The 22,239-nt window shown below is 68.2% G+C and carries 20 protein-coding genes, 1 tRNA gene and 1 pseudogene; 14 read left to right on the forward strand and 8 right to left on the reverse strand.

Annotated elements, in window-relative coordinates:
• Positions 1-11: 11 nt before the first annotated feature.
• On the reverse strand, positions 12-587 hold the full coding sequence (locus tag ABRZ00_RS09335; RefSeq protein ID WP_368642213.1) for a cytochrome b: 576 nt from the start codon (positions 585-587) through the stop codon (positions 12-14).
• 286 nt (positions 588-873) lie between these two features.
• Here ABRZ00_RS09335 and tpiA point away from each other — a divergent pair, with 286 nt between their 5' ends.
• The 4 genes from tpiA (at position 874) to ABRZ00_RS09355 (ending at position 4,810) form a co-directional block, all read left to right on the forward strand.
• Complete coding sequence (tpiA, locus tag ABRZ00_RS09340; protein WP_343838583.1) at positions 874-1,632, forward strand: triose-phosphate isomerase; 759 nt, start codon at positions 874-876, stop codon at positions 1,630-1,632.
• A gap of 36 nt (positions 1,633-1,668) precedes the next feature.
• Positions 1,669-2,145: a preprotein translocase subunit SecG gene (secG, locus tag ABRZ00_RS09345; protein ID WP_368642212.1), complete on the forward strand. Its 477-nt coding sequence runs from the start codon at positions 1,669-1,671 to the stop codon at positions 2,143-2,145.
• 91 nt (positions 2,146-2,236) lie between these two features.
• Positions 2,237-2,321: transfer RNA gene (locus ABRZ00_RS09350), tRNA-Leu, on the forward strand.
• A 185-nt stretch (positions 2,322-2,506) separates the two neighbouring features.
• Positions 2,507-4,810, forward strand: coding sequence for a putative bifunctional diguanylate cyclase/phosphodiesterase (locus ABRZ00_RS09355; RefSeq protein ID WP_368647672.1), 2,304 nt, complete (start codon positions 2,507-2,509; stop codon positions 4,808-4,810).
• Between the two features lie 11 nt (positions 4,811-4,821).
• On the opposite strand, the pseudogene ABRZ00_RS09360 reads toward ABRZ00_RS09355, so the two are convergent.
• From ABRZ00_RS09360 to ABRZ00_RS09385, 6 genes and pseudogenes are all read right to left on the reverse strand, one after another.
• Positions 4,822-4,932, reverse strand: a pseudogene (locus tag ABRZ00_RS09360) (hypothetical protein); the annotation flags it as partial.
• 1 nt (position 4,933) lies between these two features.
• Positions 4,934-5,806 carry a pirin family protein gene (locus ABRZ00_RS09365; RefSeq protein ID WP_343838660.1) on the reverse strand — a complete coding sequence of 291 codons (873 nt, stop codon included), beginning with the start codon at positions 5,804-5,806 and terminating at the stop codon, positions 4,934-4,936.
• 120 nt (positions 5,807-5,926) lie between these two features.
• Positions 5,927-7,225 (reverse strand): TRAP transporter large permease, encoded by a 1,299-nt coding sequence (locus tag ABRZ00_RS09370; protein WP_368647673.1) that lies wholly within the window; start codon positions 7,223-7,225, stop codon positions 5,927-5,929.
• Positions 7,218-7,727, reverse strand: coding sequence for a TRAP transporter small permease (locus ABRZ00_RS09375; protein ID WP_368647674.1), 510 nt, complete (start codon positions 7,725-7,727; stop codon positions 7,218-7,220). Before ABRZ00_RS09375 ends, ABRZ00_RS09370 begins: the two co-directional genes overlap by 8 nt.
• A gap of 16 nt (positions 7,728-7,743) precedes the next feature.
• Positions 7,744-8,778 carry a TRAP transporter substrate-binding protein gene (locus tag ABRZ00_RS09380; RefSeq protein WP_368647675.1) on the reverse strand — a complete coding sequence of 345 codons (1,035 nt, stop codon included), beginning with the start codon at positions 8,776-8,778 and terminating at the stop codon, positions 7,744-7,746.
• A 276-nt stretch (positions 8,779-9,054) separates the two neighbouring features.
• Positions 9,055-9,726 (reverse strand): GntR family transcriptional regulator, encoded by a 672-nt coding sequence (locus ABRZ00_RS09385; protein WP_343838664.1) that lies wholly within the window; start codon positions 9,724-9,726, stop codon positions 9,055-9,057.
• Positions 9,727-9,797: 71 nt separating this feature from the next.
• Here ABRZ00_RS09385 and ABRZ00_RS09390 point away from each other — a divergent pair, with 71 nt between their 5' ends.
• The 4 genes from ABRZ00_RS09390 to ABRZ00_RS09405 all read left to right on the forward strand — a co-directional run bounded on the left by ABRZ00_RS09390 (position 9,798) and on the right by ABRZ00_RS09405 (position 14,582).
• Positions 9,798-10,562 (forward strand): 5-oxoprolinase subunit PxpA, encoded by a 765-nt coding sequence (locus tag ABRZ00_RS09390; RefSeq protein ID WP_343838665.1) that lies wholly within the window; start codon positions 9,798-9,800, stop codon positions 10,560-10,562.
• Positions 10,559-12,223, forward strand: coding sequence for a 5-oxoprolinase/urea amidolyase family protein (locus ABRZ00_RS09395; RefSeq protein WP_368647676.1), 1,665 nt, complete (start codon positions 10,559-10,561; stop codon positions 12,221-12,223). The genes ABRZ00_RS09390 and ABRZ00_RS09395 overlap by 4 nt, the downstream gene beginning before the upstream one ends.
• The gene (locus tag ABRZ00_RS09400; RefSeq protein ID WP_368647898.1) at positions 12,223-13,983 is read left to right on the forward strand and encodes a biotin carboxylase N-terminal domain-containing protein; all 1,761 of its coding nucleotides are present in this window, start codon (positions 12,223-12,225) and stop codon (positions 13,981-13,983) included. Before ABRZ00_RS09395 ends, ABRZ00_RS09400 begins: the two co-directional genes overlap by 1 nt.
• Before the next feature lie 128 nt (positions 13,984-14,111).
• Positions 14,112-14,582 (forward strand): hypothetical protein, encoded by a 471-nt coding sequence (locus ABRZ00_RS09405; RefSeq protein WP_368646873.1) that lies wholly within the window; start codon positions 14,112-14,114, stop codon positions 14,580-14,582.
• Positions 14,583-14,619: 37 nt separating this feature from the next.
• On the opposite strand, the gene ABRZ00_RS09410 is transcribed toward ABRZ00_RS09405, so the two are convergent.
• Positions 14,620-15,906, reverse strand: coding sequence for an adenosylmethionine--8-amino-7-oxononanoate transaminase (locus ABRZ00_RS09410; protein ID WP_368647677.1), 1,287 nt, complete (start codon positions 15,904-15,906; stop codon positions 14,620-14,622).
• A gap of 199 nt (positions 15,907-16,105) precedes the next feature.
• On the opposite strand from ABRZ00_RS09410, the gene ABRZ00_RS09415 reads away from it, so the two are divergent.
• The 6 genes from ABRZ00_RS09415 to ABRZ00_RS09440 all read left to right on the forward strand — a co-directional run bounded on the left by ABRZ00_RS09415 (position 16,106) and on the right by ABRZ00_RS09440 (position 22,227).
• A complete protein-coding gene (locus ABRZ00_RS09415; protein WP_343838669.1) occupies positions 16,106-17,290 on the forward strand; it encodes an 8-amino-7-oxononanoate synthase in 1,185 nt (394 codons plus the stop codon).
• Positions 17,287-18,855, forward strand: a complete 1,569-nt coding sequence (locus ABRZ00_RS09420) for an alpha/beta fold hydrolase (RefSeq protein ID WP_368647678.1) — start codon at positions 17,287-17,289, stop codon at positions 18,853-18,855. Before ABRZ00_RS09415 ends, ABRZ00_RS09420 begins: the two co-directional genes overlap by 4 nt.
• Positions 18,852-19,532 (forward strand): dethiobiotin synthase, encoded by a 681-nt coding sequence (gene bioD / locus ABRZ00_RS09425; RefSeq protein ID WP_368647679.1) that lies wholly within the window; start codon positions 18,852-18,854, stop codon positions 19,530-19,532. The genes ABRZ00_RS09420 and bioD overlap by 4 nt, the downstream gene beginning before the upstream one ends.
• Before the next feature lie 178 nt (positions 19,533-19,710).
• Complete coding sequence (locus ABRZ00_RS09430; protein WP_368647680.1) at positions 19,711-21,114, forward strand: cytochrome ubiquinol oxidase subunit I; 1,404 nt, start codon at positions 19,711-19,713, stop codon at positions 21,112-21,114.
• Positions 21,104-22,108, forward strand: coding sequence for a cytochrome d ubiquinol oxidase subunit II (locus ABRZ00_RS09435; RefSeq protein ID WP_368647681.1), 1,005 nt, complete (start codon positions 21,104-21,106; stop codon positions 22,106-22,108). Before ABRZ00_RS09430 ends, ABRZ00_RS09435 begins: the two co-directional genes overlap by 11 nt.
• Positions 22,105-22,227, forward strand: coding sequence for a DUF2474 family protein (locus tag ABRZ00_RS09440; RefSeq protein WP_368643207.1), 123 nt, complete (start codon positions 22,105-22,107; stop codon positions 22,225-22,227). Before ABRZ00_RS09435 ends, ABRZ00_RS09440 begins: the two co-directional genes overlap by 4 nt.
• Positions 22,228-22,239 lie beyond the last annotated feature (12 nt).

The raw sequence follows: 22,239 nt of genomic DNA on the forward strand, positions 1-22,239 counted from the left end.
CGCTTTCGGCGTCAGCGGTCTTTGCCCGGAAGCATCCGCGCCAGGGTGCCGTCGCGATCAATGAAATGGTGCCATAGGGCGCCGAGGGTATGCAGCACGACCAGGGCAATCAGGATCGGCCCCGCGAATCCCGCATGCACCGTGTGGATCGCCTTGGCCACCGACTTGTCCTCGTCCAGCCAGACCGGGATGGAAAACAAGCCGAAGACGCTGACGGACTGCTGGGCGAATTGCGACATCAGCAGACCGGCCACCGGCAGGGCGAGCACCAGCGCGACCAGCGCCCAGTGAACGACCGCCGCCAGACGCAATTGCCAGCTTTGTCCGATGGGCTGAGGCCGGCCTTTGCCCAGCCGTGTGGCCACCCAGGCAATCATCAGGAGCAGGGCGGTCACCCCGAAGCTCTTGTGCAGGAACATGAACTGCCCCTTGGCGGGGTCGCCGCGCTCGTAGCCGCCGGCAATGAGCACACAGATCACTGCTGCGGCGATGACGAGGAACAAAAGCCAATGCAGGGCTTTGAGCGACGGATTCCAGACGGTGGCGTTGGCGGGCATGCGGTCCTCCTGGCGGTCTCTGGCATCCATGCGAAGGATCGATGGATGGGTGATTTCGACTATACCCGATGAGCAGGCGGTTTTGGCCTGTCCGGGATACAGAGTGTGATGGCCGCGCCAGGCGGGGATGCCGCCCCATCCCGTCCGGGCCCGGCGGCGGGAGAGGGGCGGCCAGACTGAAGGGGGCGACGCGCTCGGTTCAAACACGCTACAATTCAGGGTTACTCTTTGCGGAGTTGGGCCTGTTTTCTCATGGAAAAAGCGCCATGGGAAAAGCGGGCGGCCGCCGTAACCACACCCCGGTTTGACTGGATCTATGACACCAATGAGCCACACTCGCACGCGCCTTGTCATGGGCAATTGGAAGATGCACGGCAGCCTTGAGGCCAATGCCGCGTTGCTCGGCGGCCTGACGGCCGGCGCGGCGCGGGCGGGCGAAACCCAACTGGCCGTGTGCGTGCCGTTTCCCTACCTGGCGCAGGCGCGGGCCGCCTTGGCGGGTACGCCGATTTCCTGGGGCGCCCAGGACGTCAGCGTCCACGCGCAAGGCGCCTACACCGGCGAAGTCGCCGCAGCCATGCTGGCCGATTTTGGCTGCGCTTGGGCGCTGTGCGGGCATTCCGAACGCCGCGCGCTTCACGGCGAATCCAGCGCCGTGGTGGCCGCCAAAGCCGCCGCCGCGCTGGCGGCGGGGCTGACGCCGGTCGTGTGCGTGGGCGAAACCCTGGCCGATCGCGATGCCGGCCAGGTCGAGTGCGTGATCGGCGATCAGCTCGAGCCTGTCCTGGCGCTGGGCGCCGAGACCCTGGCGCGTCTGGTCATCGCCTATGAACCCGTCTGGGCGATCGGCACCGGCCGCACCGCGACGCCGGAACAAGCCCAGGCCGTGCATGCGTTCATCCGCGCGGCCCTGGCGCAACACGGCGCCGGGCAGACCCGCATTCTCTACGGCGGCAGCGTCAAGGCCGCCAACGCAGAGTCCCTGTTCGCACAACCCGACATCGACGGCGCCCTCGTGGGCGGCGCGTCCCTCGTCGCCGACGAATTCCTCGGCATCGCGGCTGCGGCCGCCTGATCCGAGAACACCCATAAGGTCCGGAGTCCTATCATCATGCAATGGCTTTCCTCGATCCTGCAGACGCTGCAGGTCATTTCCTCGATCCTGGTCATCGTGCTGGTCCTGCTGCAGCAAGGCAAGGGTGCCGACATGGGCGCCGCCTTCGGCAGCGGCTCGGCCGGCAGCGTGTTCGGCTCGGCGGGCGCGGCCAACTTCCTGTCGCGCGCCACCAAGTGGGCGGCCATCGTGTTCTTCGTCACCACCGGCGGCCTGGCCTGGGTGGCCCACCATCCTTCGGGCTCGCCCATCGAGTCCGGCATCATGCAAGGCTTCACGGCGCCGGCCAAGGAAACCGCTCCGGCAGGCGCCGCCGTGCCCGACGTCGGCGCCGCCGTGCCGGCCGTCCCCGCAGCGCCGTCTGCAGAGGCTGGGTCGTCTGCGCCGGCCGCCGCCGTGCCTTCAGTCCCGTCCACGGGCGATGCGGTGCCGTCCGTGCCGGCGCCGGCTCCCGCGCCCGCCGACAAGCAGTAGAGGCAGGCGCGGCAACTGTTTCCCGGCTTTCGGGTTGCAGTTGAGGCGTCGGTTTCATGCTAGAATGCTCGTCTTTGTCGCAAGGCAAAACGCCGTCGTGGTGGAATTGGTAGACACGCTATCTTGAGGGGGTAGTGGCGAAAGCTGTGCGAGTTCGAGTCTCGCCGACGGCACCACAGATTAAAATCAGGGCGTTTCAGAACGACCCTGGAAGTACCGGAAACCCGCATGAACATTAAGTTCTTGCGGGTTTTTTTCTTGTCCGGACTGCTTGAGCCAGACAGCCTCCACGATTTCCGGTTCGATTCAATCCGCGCTTCATGCGCTATAGTGAAGCCAATCCCCTGACGCGCGATCGCCTATGTTCATCGAGCTGGTCAAAGGAGTGTCACTGCTGTTGGCGTTGTGCTATCTCCACGGCGTGAACGTCCGCTTGTGGCGCACCCGGCCGCTCATGGGCCAGTTGTTCTCGGGCGCCATTTTCGGCGGCATTTGCGTGATCGGCATGCTGACGCCCCTGGTGCTGGAACCCGGCATCATCTTCGACGCGCGCTCGGTGGTGCTCAGCATGGCGGGCTTGTTCGGCGGGCCGCTGGTGGCGGGCGTCGCGGCCGCCATGGCGGCCGTGGCGCGGCTGTCGCTGGGGGGTGGGGGGGCGATGGTCGGCCTGCTGGTGATTCTGTGGTGCTCCATTGCGGGGTTGCTCTATCGCCGGTCGCGCGCGCGGGGATGGCTGGATGTGGACCCCGTGTCGCTGGCGTGCTTTGGCCTGCTGGCGCATGTGGCGGTGCTGGCTTTGTTCCAGCTCCTGCCCGGCGACGCGGCGCGGCAGTTCGCCCATGCAGTCGCCCAGCCATACCTGCTGACTTTCACGGTCGCCACGGTGGTGCTTGGCCTGCTGCTCCGTGACATGGACGACCGTTTGTCGACCGAGCGCGCCCTGGCGGAGACGGCGGCCCGTCTGCGTGAATCAGAACTGCGCTTCCGCTCGGTGCTGCTCAATATCCCCTCGGTCGCGGTCCAGGGCTACGGGGCCGACGGCGCCACGACCTATTGGAACCGGGCGGCTGAGCGGTTCTACGGCTACACGGCCAAGGAAGCCATGGGCAGGCCTTTGCCTGAACTGATCGCGCCGTCTTCCTCGGGCAACTGGATGCGTGCGGACATTGACCGCATGTTCGCCACCGGCGAGGTCGTTGCCGCGGGCGAGGCGCGCCTGCGGCGCAAAGACGGTTCTTCGGTGGATGTATTTTCGAGCCACGCGCTCGTCGCGGTGCCTGGCCAGCCGCCCGAAGTATTCCGTTTCGACGTCGATATTTCCGGCCGCAAGGCAGCCGAGGAAGAAGTGCGCCATCTGGCGTTCTACGATGCGCTGACCCAGTTGCCCAACCGCCGCTTGCTGGTGGACCGCCTGCAGGACGCCTTGGACACGGACGCCCGCCGGGGCCTGATCACGGCGGTGTTCTTCCTCAACCTGGATAATTTCAAGACCTTGAATGATACCCGGGGCCACGGGATGGGCGATCTGCTGCTGCGCGAAGTGGCGTTGCGCCTGCGCGGCTGTATGCGTGACCAGGACACCGTCGCCCGTTTGAGCGGAGACTCGTTCGTGGTGGTGGCCCCCGGCTTGAGCGCCGTCACTTCGGTTGCGGCCGCATGGACGCGCGCGCTGGGCGAGTCGATATTGTCACGTCTGCGCGAGCCCTACGACCTGGCGGGGCATGAATATCATTTTTCGGCCAGCATCGGGGTGGCGCTGCTCGACTGCACGTCGGTGTCGGTGGATGAGGCGCTCATGCAGGCGGACATGGCGATGTATCGCGCCAAGGACGCCGGGCGCAACACACTGAGGTTCTTCGATCCGGACATGCAGCAGGCCGTGACGCGGCGCGCGGTGCTGGAGGCCGAGTTGCGCCAGGGTCTGCGCCGGGGGCAGTTCCTGCTGCTCTACCAGCCGCAGGTGGACAGCATGGGGCGCGTGACGGGCGCCGAGGCGCTGGTGCGCTGGCGGCATCCCGAGCACGGGGTGGTGCCGCCGTCCGAGTTCATCCCCATGGCCGAGGAGACGGGGCTGATCCTGCCGCTGGGCCACTGGATCATGGAAACGGCCATGCGCCAGCAGGCCCGCTGGCGCAAGGATCCGATCCTGAGCCGGCTGGATTTGTCCATCAACGTCAGTCCGCGCGAATTCCGCCAGGAGGACTTCGTGGAGAAGGTGCTGGCGCTGTTGCGCGACAGCGGCGCCGACCCCGCGCGGATCAAGCTCGAACTGACCGAGAGCCTGCTGCTGCACAGCGTGGACAGCGCCATCGAGATCATGTGCGAACTCCGTGCGCATGGCCTGGGCTTCTCGCTTGACGATTTCGGCACGGGCTATTCCTCGCTGAACTATCTCAAGCGCCTGCCGCTTTCCCAGATCAAGATCGACCAAAGCTTCGTGAGCGGCGTGCTGCGGGATCCCAGCGACGCGGCCATCGCGCGGTCCATCATCGCACTGGGCGACAGCCTGGGGCTGGGCGTGCTGGCTGAAGGCGTGGAAACCGAGGCGCACCGTCAGTTCCTGCTGGGCCACGGCTGTCCGGCTTTTCAGGGATACTTGTTCGGGCGTCCGATGGAGCAAGAAGCCTACGAGCAACTGGCCAGGGCGGATCGGGCCGCCGGCTGAGTGTGCCGGCGTCAGTCATGGACCCTGCGCAATTCCACGGCGGGGATCTTCAATTGGCCCCGGTATTTCGTGACGGTCCGGCGTGCCACAAGAATGCCGTGGCGCGCCAGTTGCCGGGTCAGGTCACGCGGGCAGCGGGATGAATTCCCGGTCGTCGCCGGCCGGCAGGGTCATGCGCTGGGCGCGCCAGTCCTCTCGGGCCTGTTCGAGCCGTTCCTGGGACGAGGACACGAAGTTCCAGTAGATGAATCGTTCGCCGACCGGCTCGCCGCCCAGCAGCATGACCGTGGCGGGGCCCCGGGCCTGGATGTGCGCGGCGCGCCCCGGTTCCAGGACGAGCATCTGGCCTTCGGACAGCGGGTGGCCGTCGGTCTCGACGGCGCCCCGGGCCACGTAGACGGCGCGTTCAGTGTAGTCGGCGCCCAGGGCGCGGCGCGCGCCGTCGGCCATGTCCCAGTGCAGATAGAACAGGGGCGAGTGCGTCTGGACGCGGGCGGCGGCGCCGTCGATGGTGCCGGCGATCAGGCGGCCGCGGACGCCATCCTCGTGGAATTCCGGCAGGTCTTCGGAGCCCTGGTGGTGATGGAAGGCCGGCGCCGTTTCCTCGTGCTCGCGCGGCAGGGCGACCCAGGCCTGGATCCCGTGCACGATGGCGCCATGGGCGCGCGCGTACTCCAGCCGTTCGCTGTGGGTGATGCCGCTGCCTGCGGTCATCCAATTGACTTCGCCGGGGCGGATTTCCTGATGAGAGCCGAGGCTGTCGCGATGCGTGATGGCGCCGCTGTACAGGTAGGTGACGGTGGACAGGCCGATGTGCGGATGCGGCTTGACGTCCAGCGTGCGCGGTGCGCCGCGCGCCACGTCGAGCGGACCCATATGGTCGAAGAAGATGAAGGGGCCCACCATGCGGCGCTTGCGAAAAGGCAGCACGCGGCCGACGGAAAAGCCGCCGCCCAGGTCGTGCATGCGGCGGTCGATCAGCAAAGTGGCGGTCATGGGGATTCCTTGCGCGGGCCGGTGAAGGCGGCCTTTGCGATCAACGATAGTCGGGAATGCGGCCGGAAAACAAGCGGGCCCCCGGCAGGGGGCCCGCGAGACGGGACGGGGACGGCCGCGCTACATGTGGCCGGGCAGCCAGGTGGCCAGTTGCGGGAAGTACCAGAGCAGGAAAAGCATGAGCGTCATCAGGCCGAAATAGGGGGCGCAGACCCGGGCCAGGTAGGTAATCTCTTTGCCGGTCATGCTTTGCAGCACGAACAGGTTGAAGCCCACCGGCGGCGTGATCTGGGCGGTTTCCACGGTGATGACCAGGAAGATGCCGAACCAGATCGGGTCGATGCCGGCCGCCTGAATGATGGGCAGCACCACGCCCATGGTCAGGACGATGGTGGAAATTCCGTCCAGGAAGCAGCCCAGCACGATGTAGAACAGGCTGAGGACGATGATCAGCACGCCGGGCGACAAGTTCAGGCTGCCGACGAACTCCGCCAGTTGGCGGGGCAGGCCGATGTAGCCCATCGACAAGGTCATGAAGGCCGCGCCCGACAGGATCAGGGCGATCATGCAGTACAGGCGTGTCGCCCCCAGCAGGGAGTCGCGGAACGATTGCCAGTTCAGGGACTTTTGCCAGGCCGACAGCAGGAAGGCGCCGATCACGCCGATGGCGGCGGATTCGGTGGCGGTGGCGACGCCGGTGTAGATGCTGGCGATCACGCCCAGGATCAGCAGGACGACAGGGATCAACTGGCGCGATTCGCGCAATTTTTCCCGCAGGGGCAGGTGGCCCTCCGCGGACTCCGGCACGCGGTCGGGATGCAGCAGCGCCCAGCCCGCGAGCCAACCGCTGAACAGCAGCGCCAGCAGCGCACCGGGCACGACCCCGGCGATGAAGAGCTTGGCGATCGAGGTTTCCGCCGCCACGCCATAGACGATCAGGATGATTGACGGCGGGATCAGCAGACCCAGGGTGGCGGGGCCGCCGAGCGAGCCGATGATCTGCGCGTCGGGGTAGCCGCGGCGACGCATTTCCGGCAGATTCATGCGGCCCACGGTGACGCAGGTGGCGGCCGAGGATCCACAGACCGAAGCGAAGATCGTGCAGCCCAGCACGTTGGTGTGCAGCAGACGTCCGGGCAGGCGGTTGACCCAGGGCGCCAGCCCTCGGAACAGGTTTTCCGACAGATTGGTGCGATAGAGGATTTCGCCCATCCAGATGAACAGGGGCAGGGCGGTCAGGGTCCAACTGCTGGAACTGCTCCAGATGGTCATGGCCATGGCGTCGCCCGCCGGCCGGCTGGAGAACAGCTCCATGCCGAACCAGGCCACGCCCGCGAGGGTCAGACCGACCCAGACGCCGCCGCCCAGCAGGGTCAGCAGCACGACGATCAGGATGATGCCGACGGTGATTTCACTCATGATGGGGTTCCTCCGCGGCTTGGTCCGGGGCGCGCTTGCCGAGGAGTTCCAGCCAGAACTCGTCGAGGAAGGCGATGAAGAAAAGCAGGGTGCCAAGCGCCATGGAAATCTGGGGAATCCACAGGGGCGTGGCGTCGATGCCGGTGGAAATATCCTGGTAATCCCAGGATTGCCAGACCAGGCGGGCTGAATACAGAGCCAGGAAACCGGAGAGCAGCGTGGCGATCGCCAAGGCGATGAGCTCCAACCCCCGCCGTTTTGCGCCCTTGAGCATGCCCAGGACCAGGGTGACGCGGATGTGCTCGCCTTTCTTCAACGTGCTGGCCAGGGCCATGAAGCCCGCGCCGGCCATCAGATAGCCGGCGTAGGCGTCGATGCCGCCCACGGGAAAGCCCGCCAGGCGACCTGCGATGGAGTAGCTGACCATCAGCAGCACGCCGATCATGCCCAGGCCGGCGAGCCAGCCGCTGCCGGCGTACAGGCCATCGAGAAATTTGCGCATGGCGGGCTCCAGGGGATCAGTTGGCGGTCGTGGCGCGCTGGATCATGCGGGCGTTGGCTCCTTGGCCGAGGGCGCGCATCCGGCCCGAGGCTTCCAGGACTTCCTTGCCCTCGGCGCCGGCGGTCTCCAGCCATTCGAGGATGACCGTCTGGCCGATTTCGACCAGGTCGGACTTGAGCTGGGGCGTGGGCTCGTCGACCTGCATGCCGTTGGCCTTGAGCTTGGCGATGGAGGCCGCGTCGACCTTGCGGGATTCTTCCCAGCCGCGCTTTTCCGCGGCGGCGGCCGCCTGACGGACGGCTTCCTGGGTGGCCGGGCTCAGCGACTCGAAGGCGCGCTTGTTGGCGACCACGGCATTCTTGGGAATCCAGGCCTGGACGTTGGTGTAGTACTTCAGGTTTTCGTAGAGCTTGTTGTCCGCCCCGGTGGCGCTGGAGGTGATCAGGCCATCGACCACGCCCGTGGCCAGCGCCTGGGACAGCTCAGCTTCCTGGACCGTGACCGGCTGCGCGCCGATCAGCTCGCCGATGCGGGCCGTGGTCGGGCTGTACACGCGCCATTTCAGGCCTTTGAGATCGGCGGCCGACTGGATCGGCTTGTTGGTGTAGATGCCTTGCGGCGGCCAGGCCACGGCATACAGCAGCACCATGCCTTGCTGATCCAGTTTCTTTTCCAGCAGCGGGCGCTGCGCCTGATACAGCTTCCAGGCTTCGTCGTAGTTGCTGACCAGGAAGGGCAGGCCGTCCAGACCGAACAGCGGCCATTCGTTCTGGAAGCTGACCATGAAGAATTCGCCCGCCTGGGCCTGGTTGCCCTGCACGGCGCGCTTGATTTCGGGCATCTTGAACAGGGATGCGCCCGAGTGGACGGTGATCTTCAGATCCCCCTGGGTGGCCTGCTCGACATCCTTGGAGAATTGGGCGAGGTTTTGCGAATGGAAATTGAAGGTCGGGTAGGCAGAGGCGAGATCCCACTGCGTGGCGGCCTGCGCCTGAAAAGAGAGGCCGAGACCGGCGATCAGGGCGGTGGCAAAGAGAGTGCGACGCTTCATCGAGGACTCCTGGAAAACGATCGTGGAACATTGCCCCGCCGGCAAGCGGCGCGCGGCCTGGGACCGGCCATGGGCAATGGCGTGCGACAAAGATAGAGCATCCGTGATCAGGAGTCGATCAGGGTTTTCAACAATAATGTTGTTTTTGTAGTTGATGTAGCCTTTAATCGTTCATTCCACATCAGAAATTGTTGAACGATAATGAAGAATACTCGACCGGCATGCCAAGACGCCCGCCCGCAGGGGCGGTGCGCGATGGCGCGGGGCGATGGGCCGTCAGTCGACGTGGGCGGAATACACGGACAGCACCATGCGTTCGGATTGAATCAGGTAGCTTTCCAGGTTGCGGGCCGCCGTGGCCGTGTCGCCCTGGTCGAACAAATCCAGCAGGCGGCCGTTCAGGTCGACGAAGGGCGCATGCAGGTATTCGGGATCGTCCAGCAGGCCGAAGGCCAGCCGCAGTTCGGCGGAGATGTCGGCGAACATGGCCGACAGGCGCACGCTGTCGGCCAGCGCCACGATGGCGGCATGGAACATCATGTTGGCCGACCCGACTTCGAGCCAGTCGCCGGCGTCGCGCATGCGGCGGGCCTGTGCCATGGCCTGTTCCATGCGCTTGTGGGCGGGGTGGCGCGGCCAGGCCTGGGCCAGCGCCTGGCATTCGATCAGGCGGCGCACCCGGTAGATGTCGATGATGTCGGCGATCGACGGCACCACCACCGAGACGCCGCGATTGGGTTCGTGGCGCAGCAACCCTTCCTTGGAGAGGATCCGGAAGGCCTCGCGCAAGGTGTTGCGCGAGACTTCCAGTTGCTCGCTCAGCCCGGCCTCGGACAGGCGCTGCCCCGCCCGCAACTGGCCGTGGATCAACTGCTGGCGGATGGTTTCGGCCACCGTGTCGGTCAGGCTCGGCGCGGCGCCGGGATTGGGGTAATGGCGGGTATGCATGAGAGGTCTCGAAAATTCAGCCAGGATCGTTCAACGATCTGCGGCACGTTTTGCAATGATAAGGAACGCACATGGACTTGAACAGCGACCTGGGTGAAAGTTTCGGCGCCTGGCGCATGGGCGACGACGCCGCCATGCTGGATATCGTCACCAGCGCCAACGTGGCGTGCGGCTTTCATGCCGGCGATCCGGCCGGCATTCTGGACACGCTGCGCGCGGCGGCCGCGCGCGGCGTGGCGATCGGGGCGCACGTCGCCTATCCCGATCTGGCCGGCTTCGGGCGGCGCAACATGGATCCGTCCAGCCGCGAACTGGTGGCCGACGTCATCTATCAGATCGGCGCCCTGCAGGGCTTGGCCGCGGCGGCGGGCACCCGCGTGACGTACGTCAAGCCGCACGGCGCCCTGTACAACACCATCGCCCGCGATGAGCGCCAGGCGGCGGACGTCATCGCCGCGCTGCGGGCGCTCGACCCCGGTCTGGTCCTGATGGGGCTTGCCGGTTCGCCCCTGCTGGATTGGGCGCGGGCCGGCGGCCTGCGCGTGGTGGCCGAAGCCTTTGCCGACCGGGCCTATACGCCGGACGGCGCGCTGGTGTCGCGCCGCGAGGCCGGCGCCGTGCTGCATGATCCCGATCTGGTCGCGGAGCGCATGCTCGATCTGGTGCGCACAGGTGAAATCACCGCCATCGATGGCAGTCGCGTGCGCCTGCAGGCCGATTCCATCTGTGTGCACGGCGACAGCCCGGGGGCCGTGGCCATGGCGCGCGCGGTGCGGCAACGGCTGGAGTCGTCGGGCGTCTCCCTGGCGCCGTTTGCCGGGATGCCGGTTTCATGATCGTGCCGCGCTGCCTGCCCGCCGGCGATGGCGCCGTGCTGGCGGAACTTCGTTCTCTGGATGAGACGCTGGCCTTGTTCCAGGCGCTCGGGCAACGGCCGGCCGGCGTCGAGGATGTTGTGCCCGCCGCGCGCACGCTGCTGGTGCTGTTTCGCCCGTCCGCGCTGACGGCGCGGGAGGTGGCCGCTTGGCTGCGGCGGGCCGCCGCGGCGTTGGCCGACGCCCCGGGAGGCGCGCAAGGCGTGCCGTCCGCCGCATCCGATGTGCGGCGGGTGGAGATTCCCGTGCGCTATGCGGGCGAGGATCTGGAAGCGGTTGCCGACCTGATCGGCCTCACGCGCGCCGAACTGATCGAGCGCCACACGGGCAGCGATTACCTGGCGGCCTTCGCGGGTTTTGCGCCGGGTTTCGTCTATCTGGCGGGCGGCGATCCCTGTTTCCATGGCATTCCCCGGCGGGCCGCGCCGCGCGTGCGCGTCCCGGCGGGGTCGGTGGCCGTGGCGGGGGATTTCAGCGCCGTGTATCCCTCCGACAGCCCCGGCGGCTGGCAATTGCTGGGCGTGACGCCCTGGCGCATGTGGGACATGGACAGGGCCGAGCCGGCGCTGGTGCGGCCCGGTTTTCGCGTGCGCTTCCGCAACCTGGACGCGGCGGGCGTCGCCTATAGCCTGCCTGGCGAAAACGCACGCTTGCCGGCCGCCGCGCCCGCGGCCCCGGGCGGCGCGGCCGCCCCAGCCGCGCCGCCGGCCTGCTTCGAGGTGCTGTCCGCGGGGCCTCAAACCCTGGTGCAGGATCTGGGCCGCCCCGGCCTGACCGGCATGGGCGTGTCGCTGTCCGGGGCGCTGGACCGGGGCGCGCTGCGCGCCGCCAACCGGATCGTCGGCAATCCGGCGGATGCGCCCGCGTTGGAAAATGCCCTGGGCGGACTGCGCCTGGTGTGCCGGGGCCGGGCCGTGGTCGCCATCACCGGCGCCCGGGCGGAGATCCGCCTGACGACGGCGGCGGGCATCCGCCTGCCCGCCGCCTTGAATCAGCCGCTGGCGCTCGATGACGGCGATGAACTGCGGATCGGCGCGCCGGACGCCGGCGTGCGCTGCTACGTGGCCGTGCGGGGAGGCTGGAACGCGGCACCCGTGCTGGGCAGTTGCGCCACCGACACCCTGGCGGGCATCGGCCCGGCGCCGCTGCGTGCGGGCGACCGGCTGGCGGTGGGCGCGGTGCCGGGCGGCGTGCGCCCCGGTGCCGTCCAGGCCGACGCGGCACCGCCGCCGGCTTTGCCCCGGCGCGGCGAACTCGTCACCCTGGAGATCGTCCTGGGGCCGCGCACGGACTGGTTTTCCCCGGAGGCGCTGGACCTGCTCGCCGAACAGGAGTGGACCGTCACGCCCCAGTCGGACCGGGTCGGCATGCGCCTGGCCGGCGCCGAGCCGCTGACGCGCACCCGCCAGGGAGAACTGCCCAGCGAGGGTACTGTGGCCGGTGCCATCCAGGTGCCGGCCGGTGGCCAGCCGGTTCTATTCCTGGCCGACCATCCGCTGACCGGCGGCTATCCGGTGATCGGCGCGGTCATCGGCCGCGACCTGGACCGCGCCGCCCAGATTCCCGTGGGCGCCCGCCTGCGTTTCCGGCCCATCGGGCCCTTCAAGGAAATCCTGCCATGATCCGTAAAGTCCTGATCGCCAACCGGGGCGAGATCGCCGTGCGCATCGCACGCGCCTGCGCCGATTATGGCGTGCGTTCGATTGCCGTGTACGCCGACGACGATGCCGACGCGCTGCATGTGCGCCTGGCCGACGAGGCCTGGGCGCTGGAGGGCCGCCGGCCCGCCGAAACCTATCTGGACATCGACAAGCTGCTGGCTGTCGCCAAGCGTTCCGGAGCCGATGCCGTTCATCCGGGCTACGGTTTTCTTTCCGAACGCGCGGAATTTGCGCGCGCCGTCATCGAGGCCGGCCTGGCCTGGGTCGGCCCGCCGCCCGAAGCCATCGAGGCGCTTGGCGACAAAGTGGCCGCGCGGCGGATCGCCCAGGCCGTGGGCGCACCGTTGGTGGCGGGCACGGAAGGGCCGGTCGCCAGCGGCGCCGAGGCACTGGCCTTTGCCGAGACGCACGGTCTGCCCATTGCGATCAAGGCGGCTTTCGGCGGCGGCGGGCGCGGCCTGAAAGTGGCCTGGCGGCTGGATGAAGTGGCCGAGCTGTATGAATCCGCCGTGCGCGAGGCGACGGCCGCCTTCGGCCGGGGGGAGTGTTTCATCGAGCAGTTCCTCGATCGGCCGCGCCACATCGAGGCGCAGGTGATCGCCGATTCCCATGGGCGGGTGGTGGTGCTGGGCGACCGCGATTGCTCGCTGCAGCGGCGCAACCAGAAACTGGTTGAGGAAGCCCCCGCGCCCTTCCTGTCCGACGAGCAGCGTGTCCGCATCCACCAGGCGGCCCGCGATATCTGCGCCCGCGCAGGCTACGTCAGCGCGGGGACCGTGGAATTTCTGCTGGCGCGCGACGGCCGCATTTCCTTTCTGGAGGTCAATACCCGCCTGCAGGTCGAGCATCCCGTGACCGAAGAAACCTCCGGCCTGGATCTGGTGGTGGAGCAATTGCGCATCGCAGACGGCCTGCCCCTGTCGATCGAATCCACGCCCGCCCCGCGCGGACACAGCCTGGAGTTCCGCATCAATGCCGAGGATCCGGGGCGCGGCTATCTGCCGACGCCAGGCCTTGTCGCGCGCTTCGCGCCGCCCTCGGGGCCGGGCGTGCGGATCGACAGCGGTGTGGCGTCCGGCTCGCGGGTGCCGGGCATGTTCGATTCCCTGCTCGCCAAGCTGATCGTCAGCGGTTCGACGCGGGAACAGGCCCTGGCCCGCGCGCGCCGCGCCCTGCGGGAATTCGAGATCGAAGGCGTCGCGTCCGTGCTGCCTTTCCACCGCGCCGTGGTCGACCAGGCCGGTTTCATCGGCCAGCAAGGCTTCGGCGTGCATACGCGCTGGATCGAAACGGAATTCTCCGTCGATCTGGCCGATTCGCCCAGGCCCCTGCCGCAGGATGCGGCGCCGGTGCGGCGCACCTTCGTCGAGATCGACGGGCGCCGCGTATCCCTGGGATTGCCGGCGGACATGCTGGGCGCCGGTGCGGCATTGGCCGCCGGCTTCGCGACGGACGGCGGGGCTTCCGATGCCGGCGATCCCCCCCCGGATGCCGCGCCCCAGGCCGGTCGCGGCGCGGTGACCGCGCCGATCACGGGCACGCTGCTGTCCTGGCAGATCCAGACGGGGGCAACGGTCGAGGAAGGCCAGGTGCTGGCCGTGATGGAAGCGATGAAGATGGAAACCCAGGTGCTGGCGCCTGCGGCGGGCGTGCTGCGCCAGGAGGCGGCGGCGGGCGCTTTCGTCGAGGCCGACGCCTTGCTGGGGCGGATCGAGGAGTAGGCCCGGCTGCGGGCGGGAGGTCTCCCTCCGGAGCCGGGGGGTAAAGACCGGAGCCGTCCCGCCGTAGATGCCGGTACGGGGTCGTCGGTATTGCTTTGCCCGCCGGGCTCCGTGACCGGGATGACGCCATGAACCCACTCGATGCCCTGACCTTTTCCGTGCCATCCGCAGCCGGCCCCGAACGTGCCCGCGGCCAGGGGTTCTCTGGGGCCGCCTTTCTGGATGCGCCGGCCTCGTCGCGGGCCTCGATCTCCGACCTGGGGCGCACGCTGTCCAGGGCGTCCCCGGTTTCCGCCGGCGCCCCGGGCCGTTATCGGGATATCGACGACAGCGATCTGCCCGAGACCGTCAAGCACCTGTTGCGGATGATTCGCGATCTGCGCGAACGGCTCGCGGAACTGGTGCGGGACCTGCAGGCGGTCCAGGCCGACGAAAGCCTGGATCCGGAAACCAGGCGCACCCGCCTGTTGCAGCTCAGGGCGCAGATGAGCGCATTGAATGGCGCGTTGATGTCGGCGACTCAGAAGCTGGCCAGCCTGATGCGGGACATGCGACTGGATCAGGCGCAGCAGATGTCCGCCGCTCAATTGGCGCTGTAGCCAGGCGCCGCCCGGCGGCCCTCCGGCCGCCCTTCGATCAGGCGGGGTGCGCCGCCGCCGATGCGCCGAGCACCTCGCATATCACGCCGGTCAACCGTCGCAGGTCTTCCGGCGGCATCACGAAAGCGGGCGTCAGGTAGACGATGCGGCCAAAGGGCCGGATCCATGCGCCCGCCTCCAGGAATGCCCGGCGCAGCGCGGCGGGATCCGGCCGCGCTGCCAGTTCGATTGCGCCGATGGCCCCCATGACGCGGACTTCGCGGACGCCGGGAAGGGCGTTGCAGGGAGCCAGGCCTTCGCGCAGCAGGCCTTCGATCACCCGGACCTGGGCCAGCCGGGGCTCCGTCTCGAACAGATCCAGCGAAGCCAGCGCGGCGGCGCAGCCCAGCGCATGACCCATGTAGGTCGGCCCGTGCATCAGCGCGTGCGTGGGATCGTCGGACCAGAAACCCTCGAAGACGCGCTGGCTGGCCACGGTCGCAGCCAGGGGCAGAGTGCCGCCCGTGAGCGCCTTGGACAAGGTGACGATGTCCGGCCGCACCCCGGCCTGCTCGAAAGCGAACAGCGATCCGGTGCGCCCGAAGCCGGTGAAGATTTCGTCGAAGATCAGCAGGATGCCGTGGCGGTCGGCCATCTCGCGCAAGCGCGCGAGTACGGCGGGCGCATGCATCCGCATGCCGCCCGCCCCCTGCACCAGCGGCTCGACCAGGATGGCGGCGACCTGGTCCGCGCGCGCCGCCAGCCAGGCTTCCAGCATGTCGGCGCGCGCCTCGTCCGTGGGGAGTTCGCACAGATCCTGGCGCGCGACGGCGCCGTCGAAGGCGGTATGCATGCCGATGCCGGGGTCGCAGACCGCCATGGTTCCGAAGGTGTCTCCATGATAGCCGCCGCGAAATGCGAGGATGCGGCGCCGCTGCGGCTCGCCCAGGTTGGACCAGTACTGCATGGCCATCTTCATGGCCACTTCGACCGAGACGGAGCCCGACTCGGTGAAGAACACGCGGTCCAGGCCCGGCCCGAGCAGGGCGCACAGACGCCGGGCCAGCGTCAGCGCCGGTTCGTGCACGAGCCCGCCGAACATGACGTGAGGCATGCGCTCCAACTGGGCCTGGACGGCATGGACGATATGCGGATGGTTGTAGCCGTGGCAGGCCGTCCACCATGAAGCGATGCCGTCGATCAGGACGCGGCCATCGGCCAGTTCGATCCGGCAGCCTTGGGTGCGGGCCACGGGCGCGGGCAGATCCGCGGTCTTCATCTGGGTATAAGGCAGCCAGATATGGGGGTGGCCGTGCGTCAGCCAGTCGGGGGAAGAGGTGCTCATGTTTTGTTTCAATTGGAAGGCAGCCGCCGGAGGCAACAGGAATGACGGCTGGATGCCGCACGCTTGGCGGCAGTTGCAAGGAAAATCGCTTAACTCCGTTATGTTGCGATCGTCTTTCTAAATGTATTTAAAATCGGTTTATTTTGATCATTTTGATATTATCGCCTCGCTATTGATTTTCAACCAGGAGATATCCGGCGTGGCGGCAAACCCATTCGACACGCTTTTCGAGCACGGCTTGCGCGAAGCGCAGCGGCTTCACCTGCGCCGTTCGATCCGGGTGTTCGAGCGGGCTGCGCCGGGGCGCAACCTGCTCGATGGGCGCGAGTTGCTGAACTTCTGCAGCAACGACTACCTCGGGCTGTCCCGGCATCCGGCGCTCGCCTCGCTGGCCTGCGAGCGCATCCGGCAGTATGGGACGGGCGCGACCGCCTCGCGCCTGGTCTGCGGCACCGACCCGGCCTGCGCCGCAATCGAGGCTCGGCTCGCCCGCGCCAAGGGCGCGCAGGCCGCGCTGCTGTTTGCCTCCGGGTGGCAGGCCAATGCGGCGGTCATGCCGGCGCTGTTGCGGGCCTTCGGCCCATCGACCCAGGTGTACGTCGACCGGCTCGTCCATGCCAGCCTGCATCAGGGTTGCCGGGCGGCGGGGGTCCGGGAGGTCCGTTTTCACCACAATGATCTGGATCATCTCGAAGCCTTGCTGCGCGCGCGGGCCGGGCGTCCGGGTCGCCGCATCATCGTGACGGAAAGCGTATTCAGCATGGACGGCGACCGGTGCGATGTGGCGGCGCTCGCCGGCCTGGCGGAACGCTATGAAGCGTTCCTGTACCTGGACGAGGCCCACGCCACGGGCGTGCTGGGGCCGGGCGGCATGGGCTTGTCCGGCCTGGCCGGCGGACGGGTCGATCTGGCGATGGGCACGTTCAGCAAAGCATTGGGCGGCTTCGGCGCCTACGTCACCGGTTCGCGGGCGTTATGCGATTACCTGGTCAACACCTGTTCCGGATTCATCCATACGACGGCCTTGCCGCCCGCCGTGCTGGGCGCCATCGACGCGGCGCTGGATCTCGTCCCCGGGATGCAGGCCGAGCGCGAGGCGCTGGCGGCTGGAGCCGATGCCCTGCGCGGCGCGCTGCATGCGCTGGGCCTGGAGACCGGCGCGTCGAGCACGCAGATCGTGCCCATCCTGATCGGCGATGAGCGCCGGGCGCTGGCCTTGAGCCGGGCACTGGAAGCGCGCGGCGTGCTGGCGGCCGCCATCCGCCCGCCGACCGTGCCGCGCGGAACCAGCCGCCTGCGCATCGCGCTCAGCGCGGCGCACACGCCGGCGGATATCGGCCAATTGCTCGAGGCTTTGTCGCAGGCGCTGGAGGCCGTCGCATGAACCCCGCCTGGCCGCCGGCCGCAGCCGCGCCGGCTGGCGGAGCGCCCACGCTCGTGTTCGTGCACGGCTGGGGGTTCGACGCCGGATTCTGGGATGCGGTGCGCACCCGCTTGCAAGCCTGGCCGCAGCGGACGCTGGAGCGGGGTTATTTTGCTTCGCGCCCCATGCCCGACGAGGCTTTGCCCGAGGGGCCGCTGGTGGCGATCGGCCATTCCTTCGGTTATTTGTCCCTGTTGGCGCAACTGGCGCGGCGGCGTCCGCAGCCTTGCGCCTGGATCTCCATCAACGGCTTCGCCCGCTTCAGCGCGGGCGATGATTTTCCGCACGGCGTGGATCCGCGCCTCATGCGGCGCATGCGGTCCCGGCTGGCGGTTGCGCCGGCCGAGGTGGTCGACGAGTTCCGGCGCCGCTGTGGCGCGGCCCCCGCGCAGGCTGCGCCCTGCCTGTCAATGCTGGCGCGCGATCTGCAGGCGATGCAGGCCCTGGATCTGCGCGACAGCGTCCGCAGGCGCAGCGCGCCCATGCTGGCGCTGGCGGGCTCGGCGGATCCCATCGTGCCGGTCCGCATGGCGGCGAAGGCTTTGCCTGCCTGCGATATCGACTGGCTGCGCGGCGGCGGGCATCTGCTGCCTCTGGAAGCCCCGGAATGGTGTGCTGCGCGCATCGCCGGATTCCTCTCCCGCCATGGGTTGGCGCCTGCCGCGCAGGCGGGAAGCCGGGCATCCCGCCCGACCTTTGCGGCCGGAGAAACCGTTCGCCGTTCGCCCAAGCCCCGATCCAGCGGCATTGGCATGCGTTTCGGCGCGGCGGCGCACGGTTATGACCGCCATGCCGGTGTGCAGCGCGAAGTCGCCTCCCGGCTGGCGGCGCGGATCGCCCGGCTCGACTTGCCGGCCCGGCCCCGCATTCTGGAAATCGGTTGCGGCACGGGCTTGCTCACCCGCATGCTGGGGGCGCTTTTTTCCGAGGCGGACTGGACGATCACGGACGTCTCTCCCGCCATGCTGGCGCAGGCGCGCCGCCACCTGCGCCTGGGCGGCGTCAGCCGCTACCAGGTCATGGACGGAGAAGCCCCCCGCCTGGAAGGCGGATCCGGGCGTTTCGACCTGATCTGTTCCAGCATGGCCTTGCAGTGGTTCGAGGATCCCGCCCGGGGTCTGGCACGGCTGACGGCGCTGCTGGCGCCGGCCGGGCATCTGGCCGTCGCCCTGCCGGTGGACGGCACATTCGCCGAATGGCGCCAAGCGCACGAGGCGATGGGGCTGTGCCCGCGCCTCATCCCTTTCCCGCGCCCCGAATGCTTGCGGATGGCCTGCGAAGGCAGGCCGATGCGGATCGAAGTGGAACATCTGGTCGATGAGTGCGGCGGCGCGCTGGCTTTTCTGCGTGGGCTCAAAGGCGTGGGCGCGACGACGTCGCGGGAGGATTCCCTGCCCTTGTCCCTGGCGGCCCTGCGCCGTGTCTGCGCCGAATTCGATCGGGCGGGCGGGCACTGCTCCTATCGGATCGCCTATGGCCTGTGGCGCAGGCCCGGCGGTCCCGCACACCAGGACACTGTCTCATGAACGTACCGGCCACCGGCATGGAAGCCTGCCCTGGCGTGTTCGTCACAGGCACCGATACGGATGTGGGCAAGACCCTGGTGTCGGCGATCCTGGCCAAGGCCTGGGGGGCCGACTACTGGAAACCTTATCAGACCGGGGTCGCCTCCTTGCCGGGCGATACCGAAACCGTCGCGGCGCTGCTGGGTCCGGAGGGCGGGCATGTATTGCATGCGCCCGCCTGCGTGCTGCAGGCGCCGCTGGCGCCGTGGGCGGCGGCCAGGGCCGAAGGCGTGACGCTCGAAATGGCCGGCCTGCGGCCGCCCCGGACGGCCGCGCCTCTTGTGGTGGAGGGCGCGGGCGGCCTGTATGTGCCGGTGGACGATGACCACATGATGATCGACCTGGCCGCCCGGCTGGCCTTGCCGGTGGTGCTGGTGGCGCGCAGCACGCTGGGGACGATCAACCACACGCTGCTGAGCTTGCGGGCCTTGCGGGCGCAGGCCCTGCCGGTGATGGGCGTGGTGATGAACGGCCCGCCGTCGCCGGGCAACCGCGAGGCGCTGGAGCGTTTCGGGCAGGTGCCCGTGATTGCGGAGATTCCGAGGCTGGAACGGGTCGATGCGGCCTCGGTCGCCGTTGCCGCCGCCCGCATTCCGGCGTTGGCCGTGCTGGCGCGGGCCGTGCGGTCGGCGGGTTGAGGGCGGGCACCGCCCGCAGGGTCTGGCGGGCGGCGGTTCCGGCGGGGGGCGGCAAGGGATGCCTCCGTCTCCGGCGTGGCGGTCGGGCGACTGCCATAGGCCATTCTTTCCTGCGCATGGAGGCCCGGAATGGAACTTGCTGCAGCATGCCGCCGCTCGATCGGAAGTGGGGGTATTCATGGACGCGGTCCTGCTTGCGCGCATCCAGTTCGGATTCACGATTTCGTTTCACATCATATTTCCGGCGATCACGATCGGGCTCGCCAGCTATCTCGCTGTGCTGGAAGCGCTGTGGCTGGCCACGGGCCGGTCTGTCTACATGACGCTGTACCTCTTCTGGCTGCGGCCGTTTGCCGTCGCGTTTGCCATGGGCGTGGTGTCCGGCATCGTCATGGCCTATCAGTTCGGCACCCATTGGAGCGGGTTTTCGCGTTTCGCGGGCGCGATTACGGGCCCTCTGCTGACCTACGAGGTGCTGACCGCATTCTTCCTGGAGGCGGGGTTCCTGGGCGTCATGCTGTTCGGGCTCAAGCGGGTGGGGCCGGGATTGCACTTTCTCTCGACCGGTGTGGTTGCGCTCGGCACCCTGATCTCCGCCACGTGGATACTCGCCTCCAATAGCTGGATGCACACGCCGCAAGGCCATGAGATCGTGGACGGTGCCGTGGTGCCGGTCGACTGGCTGCGGGTTGTTTTCAACCCGTCCTTCCCGTATCGCCTGAGCCATATGGTGGTTGCCGCTTTCGTGGCTACGGCGCTGATCGTCGGGGGCACGGGCGCCTGGCACCTGCTCAAGCGCCGCGACAGCGCGCCGGCGCGGACGATGATGTCGATGGCGATGTGGATGCTGCTGGGCGCGGCGCCGGCGCAGGCCGTGATCGGCGATCTGCACGGTCTCAATACACTCGCGCATCAGCCTGCGAAGCTGGCGGCGATGGAGGGGCATTGGGAGGCGGGCCTGCCGGGGGAAGGCGTGCCCCTCATTTTGTTCGGCTGGCCCGACATGGAGGCGGAAGAGACGCGCCATGCGGTCGAGATCCCCAGGCTCGGCAGCCTGATCCTGACGCATAGCTGGGATGGGCAGATCCCCGCGTTGAAAGACTTTCCGGCGGCCGACCGTCCCAACGCGACGATCGTGTTCTGGACCTTCCGCCTCATGGTCGGCCTGGCCCTGTTGATGATTGCGCTGGCCTGCTGGGGCGCGTGCCTGCGCCCGGGCGGCCGGCTGTACGAAAACCGGTGTTTCCTGAAGTGCGCCGTCGCGATGTCGCCCGCAGGCCTCGCGGCCATCCTGGCCGGGTGGGCCACCACCGAGATCGGCCGCCAGCCCTGGACCGTGCAAGGGCTGCTGCGGACCAGCGAAGCGGCATCGCCGCATCCCGCCGGCCAGGTCGCATTCACGCTGGGCCTGTTCGTCGTGGTCTATTTTGCGGTGTTCGGCGCCGGCACGGCGTACGGGCTGCATCTGCTGGCGGAAGATCCGGCGGATTCGGCCCCCGATCCCGAGGGCGGGGCGGGCCGCGCCAGCCAGGCGATGCGGCCGTTGTCCGCCGCACAGGAGCGGGGCGGCCATGGGCATTGATCTTCCTCTCGCCTGGGCCGTCATCATCCTGTTTGCGGTGATGATGTATGTCGTGATGGACGGCTTTGACCTGGGCATCGGCCTGTTGTTCCCATTCATCCGGGAACGCGGCGACCGCGATGTCATGGTGAATACGGTGGCGCCGGTGTGGGACGGCAACGAAACCTGGCTCGTTCTGGGCGGCGCCGGCCTGCTGGCCGCGTTCCCGACGGCGTATGCCCTCGTGCTGCAGGCCTTGAGCGTGCCGATCGTGCTCATGCTGATCGGCCTGGTATTCCGTGGCGTGGCCTTCGAGTTCCGGTTCAAGGCGCCGCCGGCGGCCCGGGAGCGCTGGGATCTTGCGTTCTGGGGCGGATCGGCCGTCGCGACTTTCTTCCAGGGTGTCGTCCTGGGGACGTTTCTCAACGGTTTTACCGTATCCGGACCAGACACCGGGGCCGGCGCACCGTGGCTGTCGCCGTTCCCGGTGTTCACCGGGCTGGGTCTGCTCGTCGGCTACGGTCTGCTCGGCGTGACGTGGCTGGTCATGAAGACTGGCGGCCGTTTGCAGACGAAATGCATCGACATCGCCGGACCGCTCGCATGGGCGTTTCTGGGGGTTCTTGCCGTCGTCAGCGTCTGGACGCCGCTTGCCCATCCCCGGATCGCGGAGCGCTGGTTCAGCTATCCCAACCTGCTCTGGTTCGCGCCTGTGCCGCTGCTGGTGGGCGTTGCTCTTTGGCGCTTGCAGGCTTCGCTTGGGCGCGGCTTCGGCGCCGCGCCGTTCTTGTGGACCCTGCTGCTGGTCTTTTTGGGTTACAGCGGCCTGGGCATCAGCCTCTGGCCCTTCGTGGCGCCGCCTGATCTGACGATCTGGGAGGCCGCCGGCCCGCCGCAAAGCCTGGGTTTCACGTTGGTTGGAGCGCTGCTCGTCATTCCCATGATCCTGGCCTATACCGGCTGGTCGTATTGGGTGTTCCGAGGCAAGGTGCGAGCCGGGGAGGGATACCATTGAGCACGCATAGACGCTGGCTGCGCCGTGCGGCATGGCTGCTGGCGCTCTGGGGTGGCGGTGTCATCGCCGTTGCCGCAGTGGCATGGCTGCTGCGCATGGCGGTGCGCGCAGTGATGTAGGCCGTTGCGGGC

The organism is Castellaniella ginsengisoli (assembly GCF_040955415.1).
Classification (GTDB): domain Bacteria; phylum Pseudomonadota; class Gammaproteobacteria; order Burkholderiales; family Burkholderiaceae_B; genus Castellaniella; species Castellaniella ginsengisoli.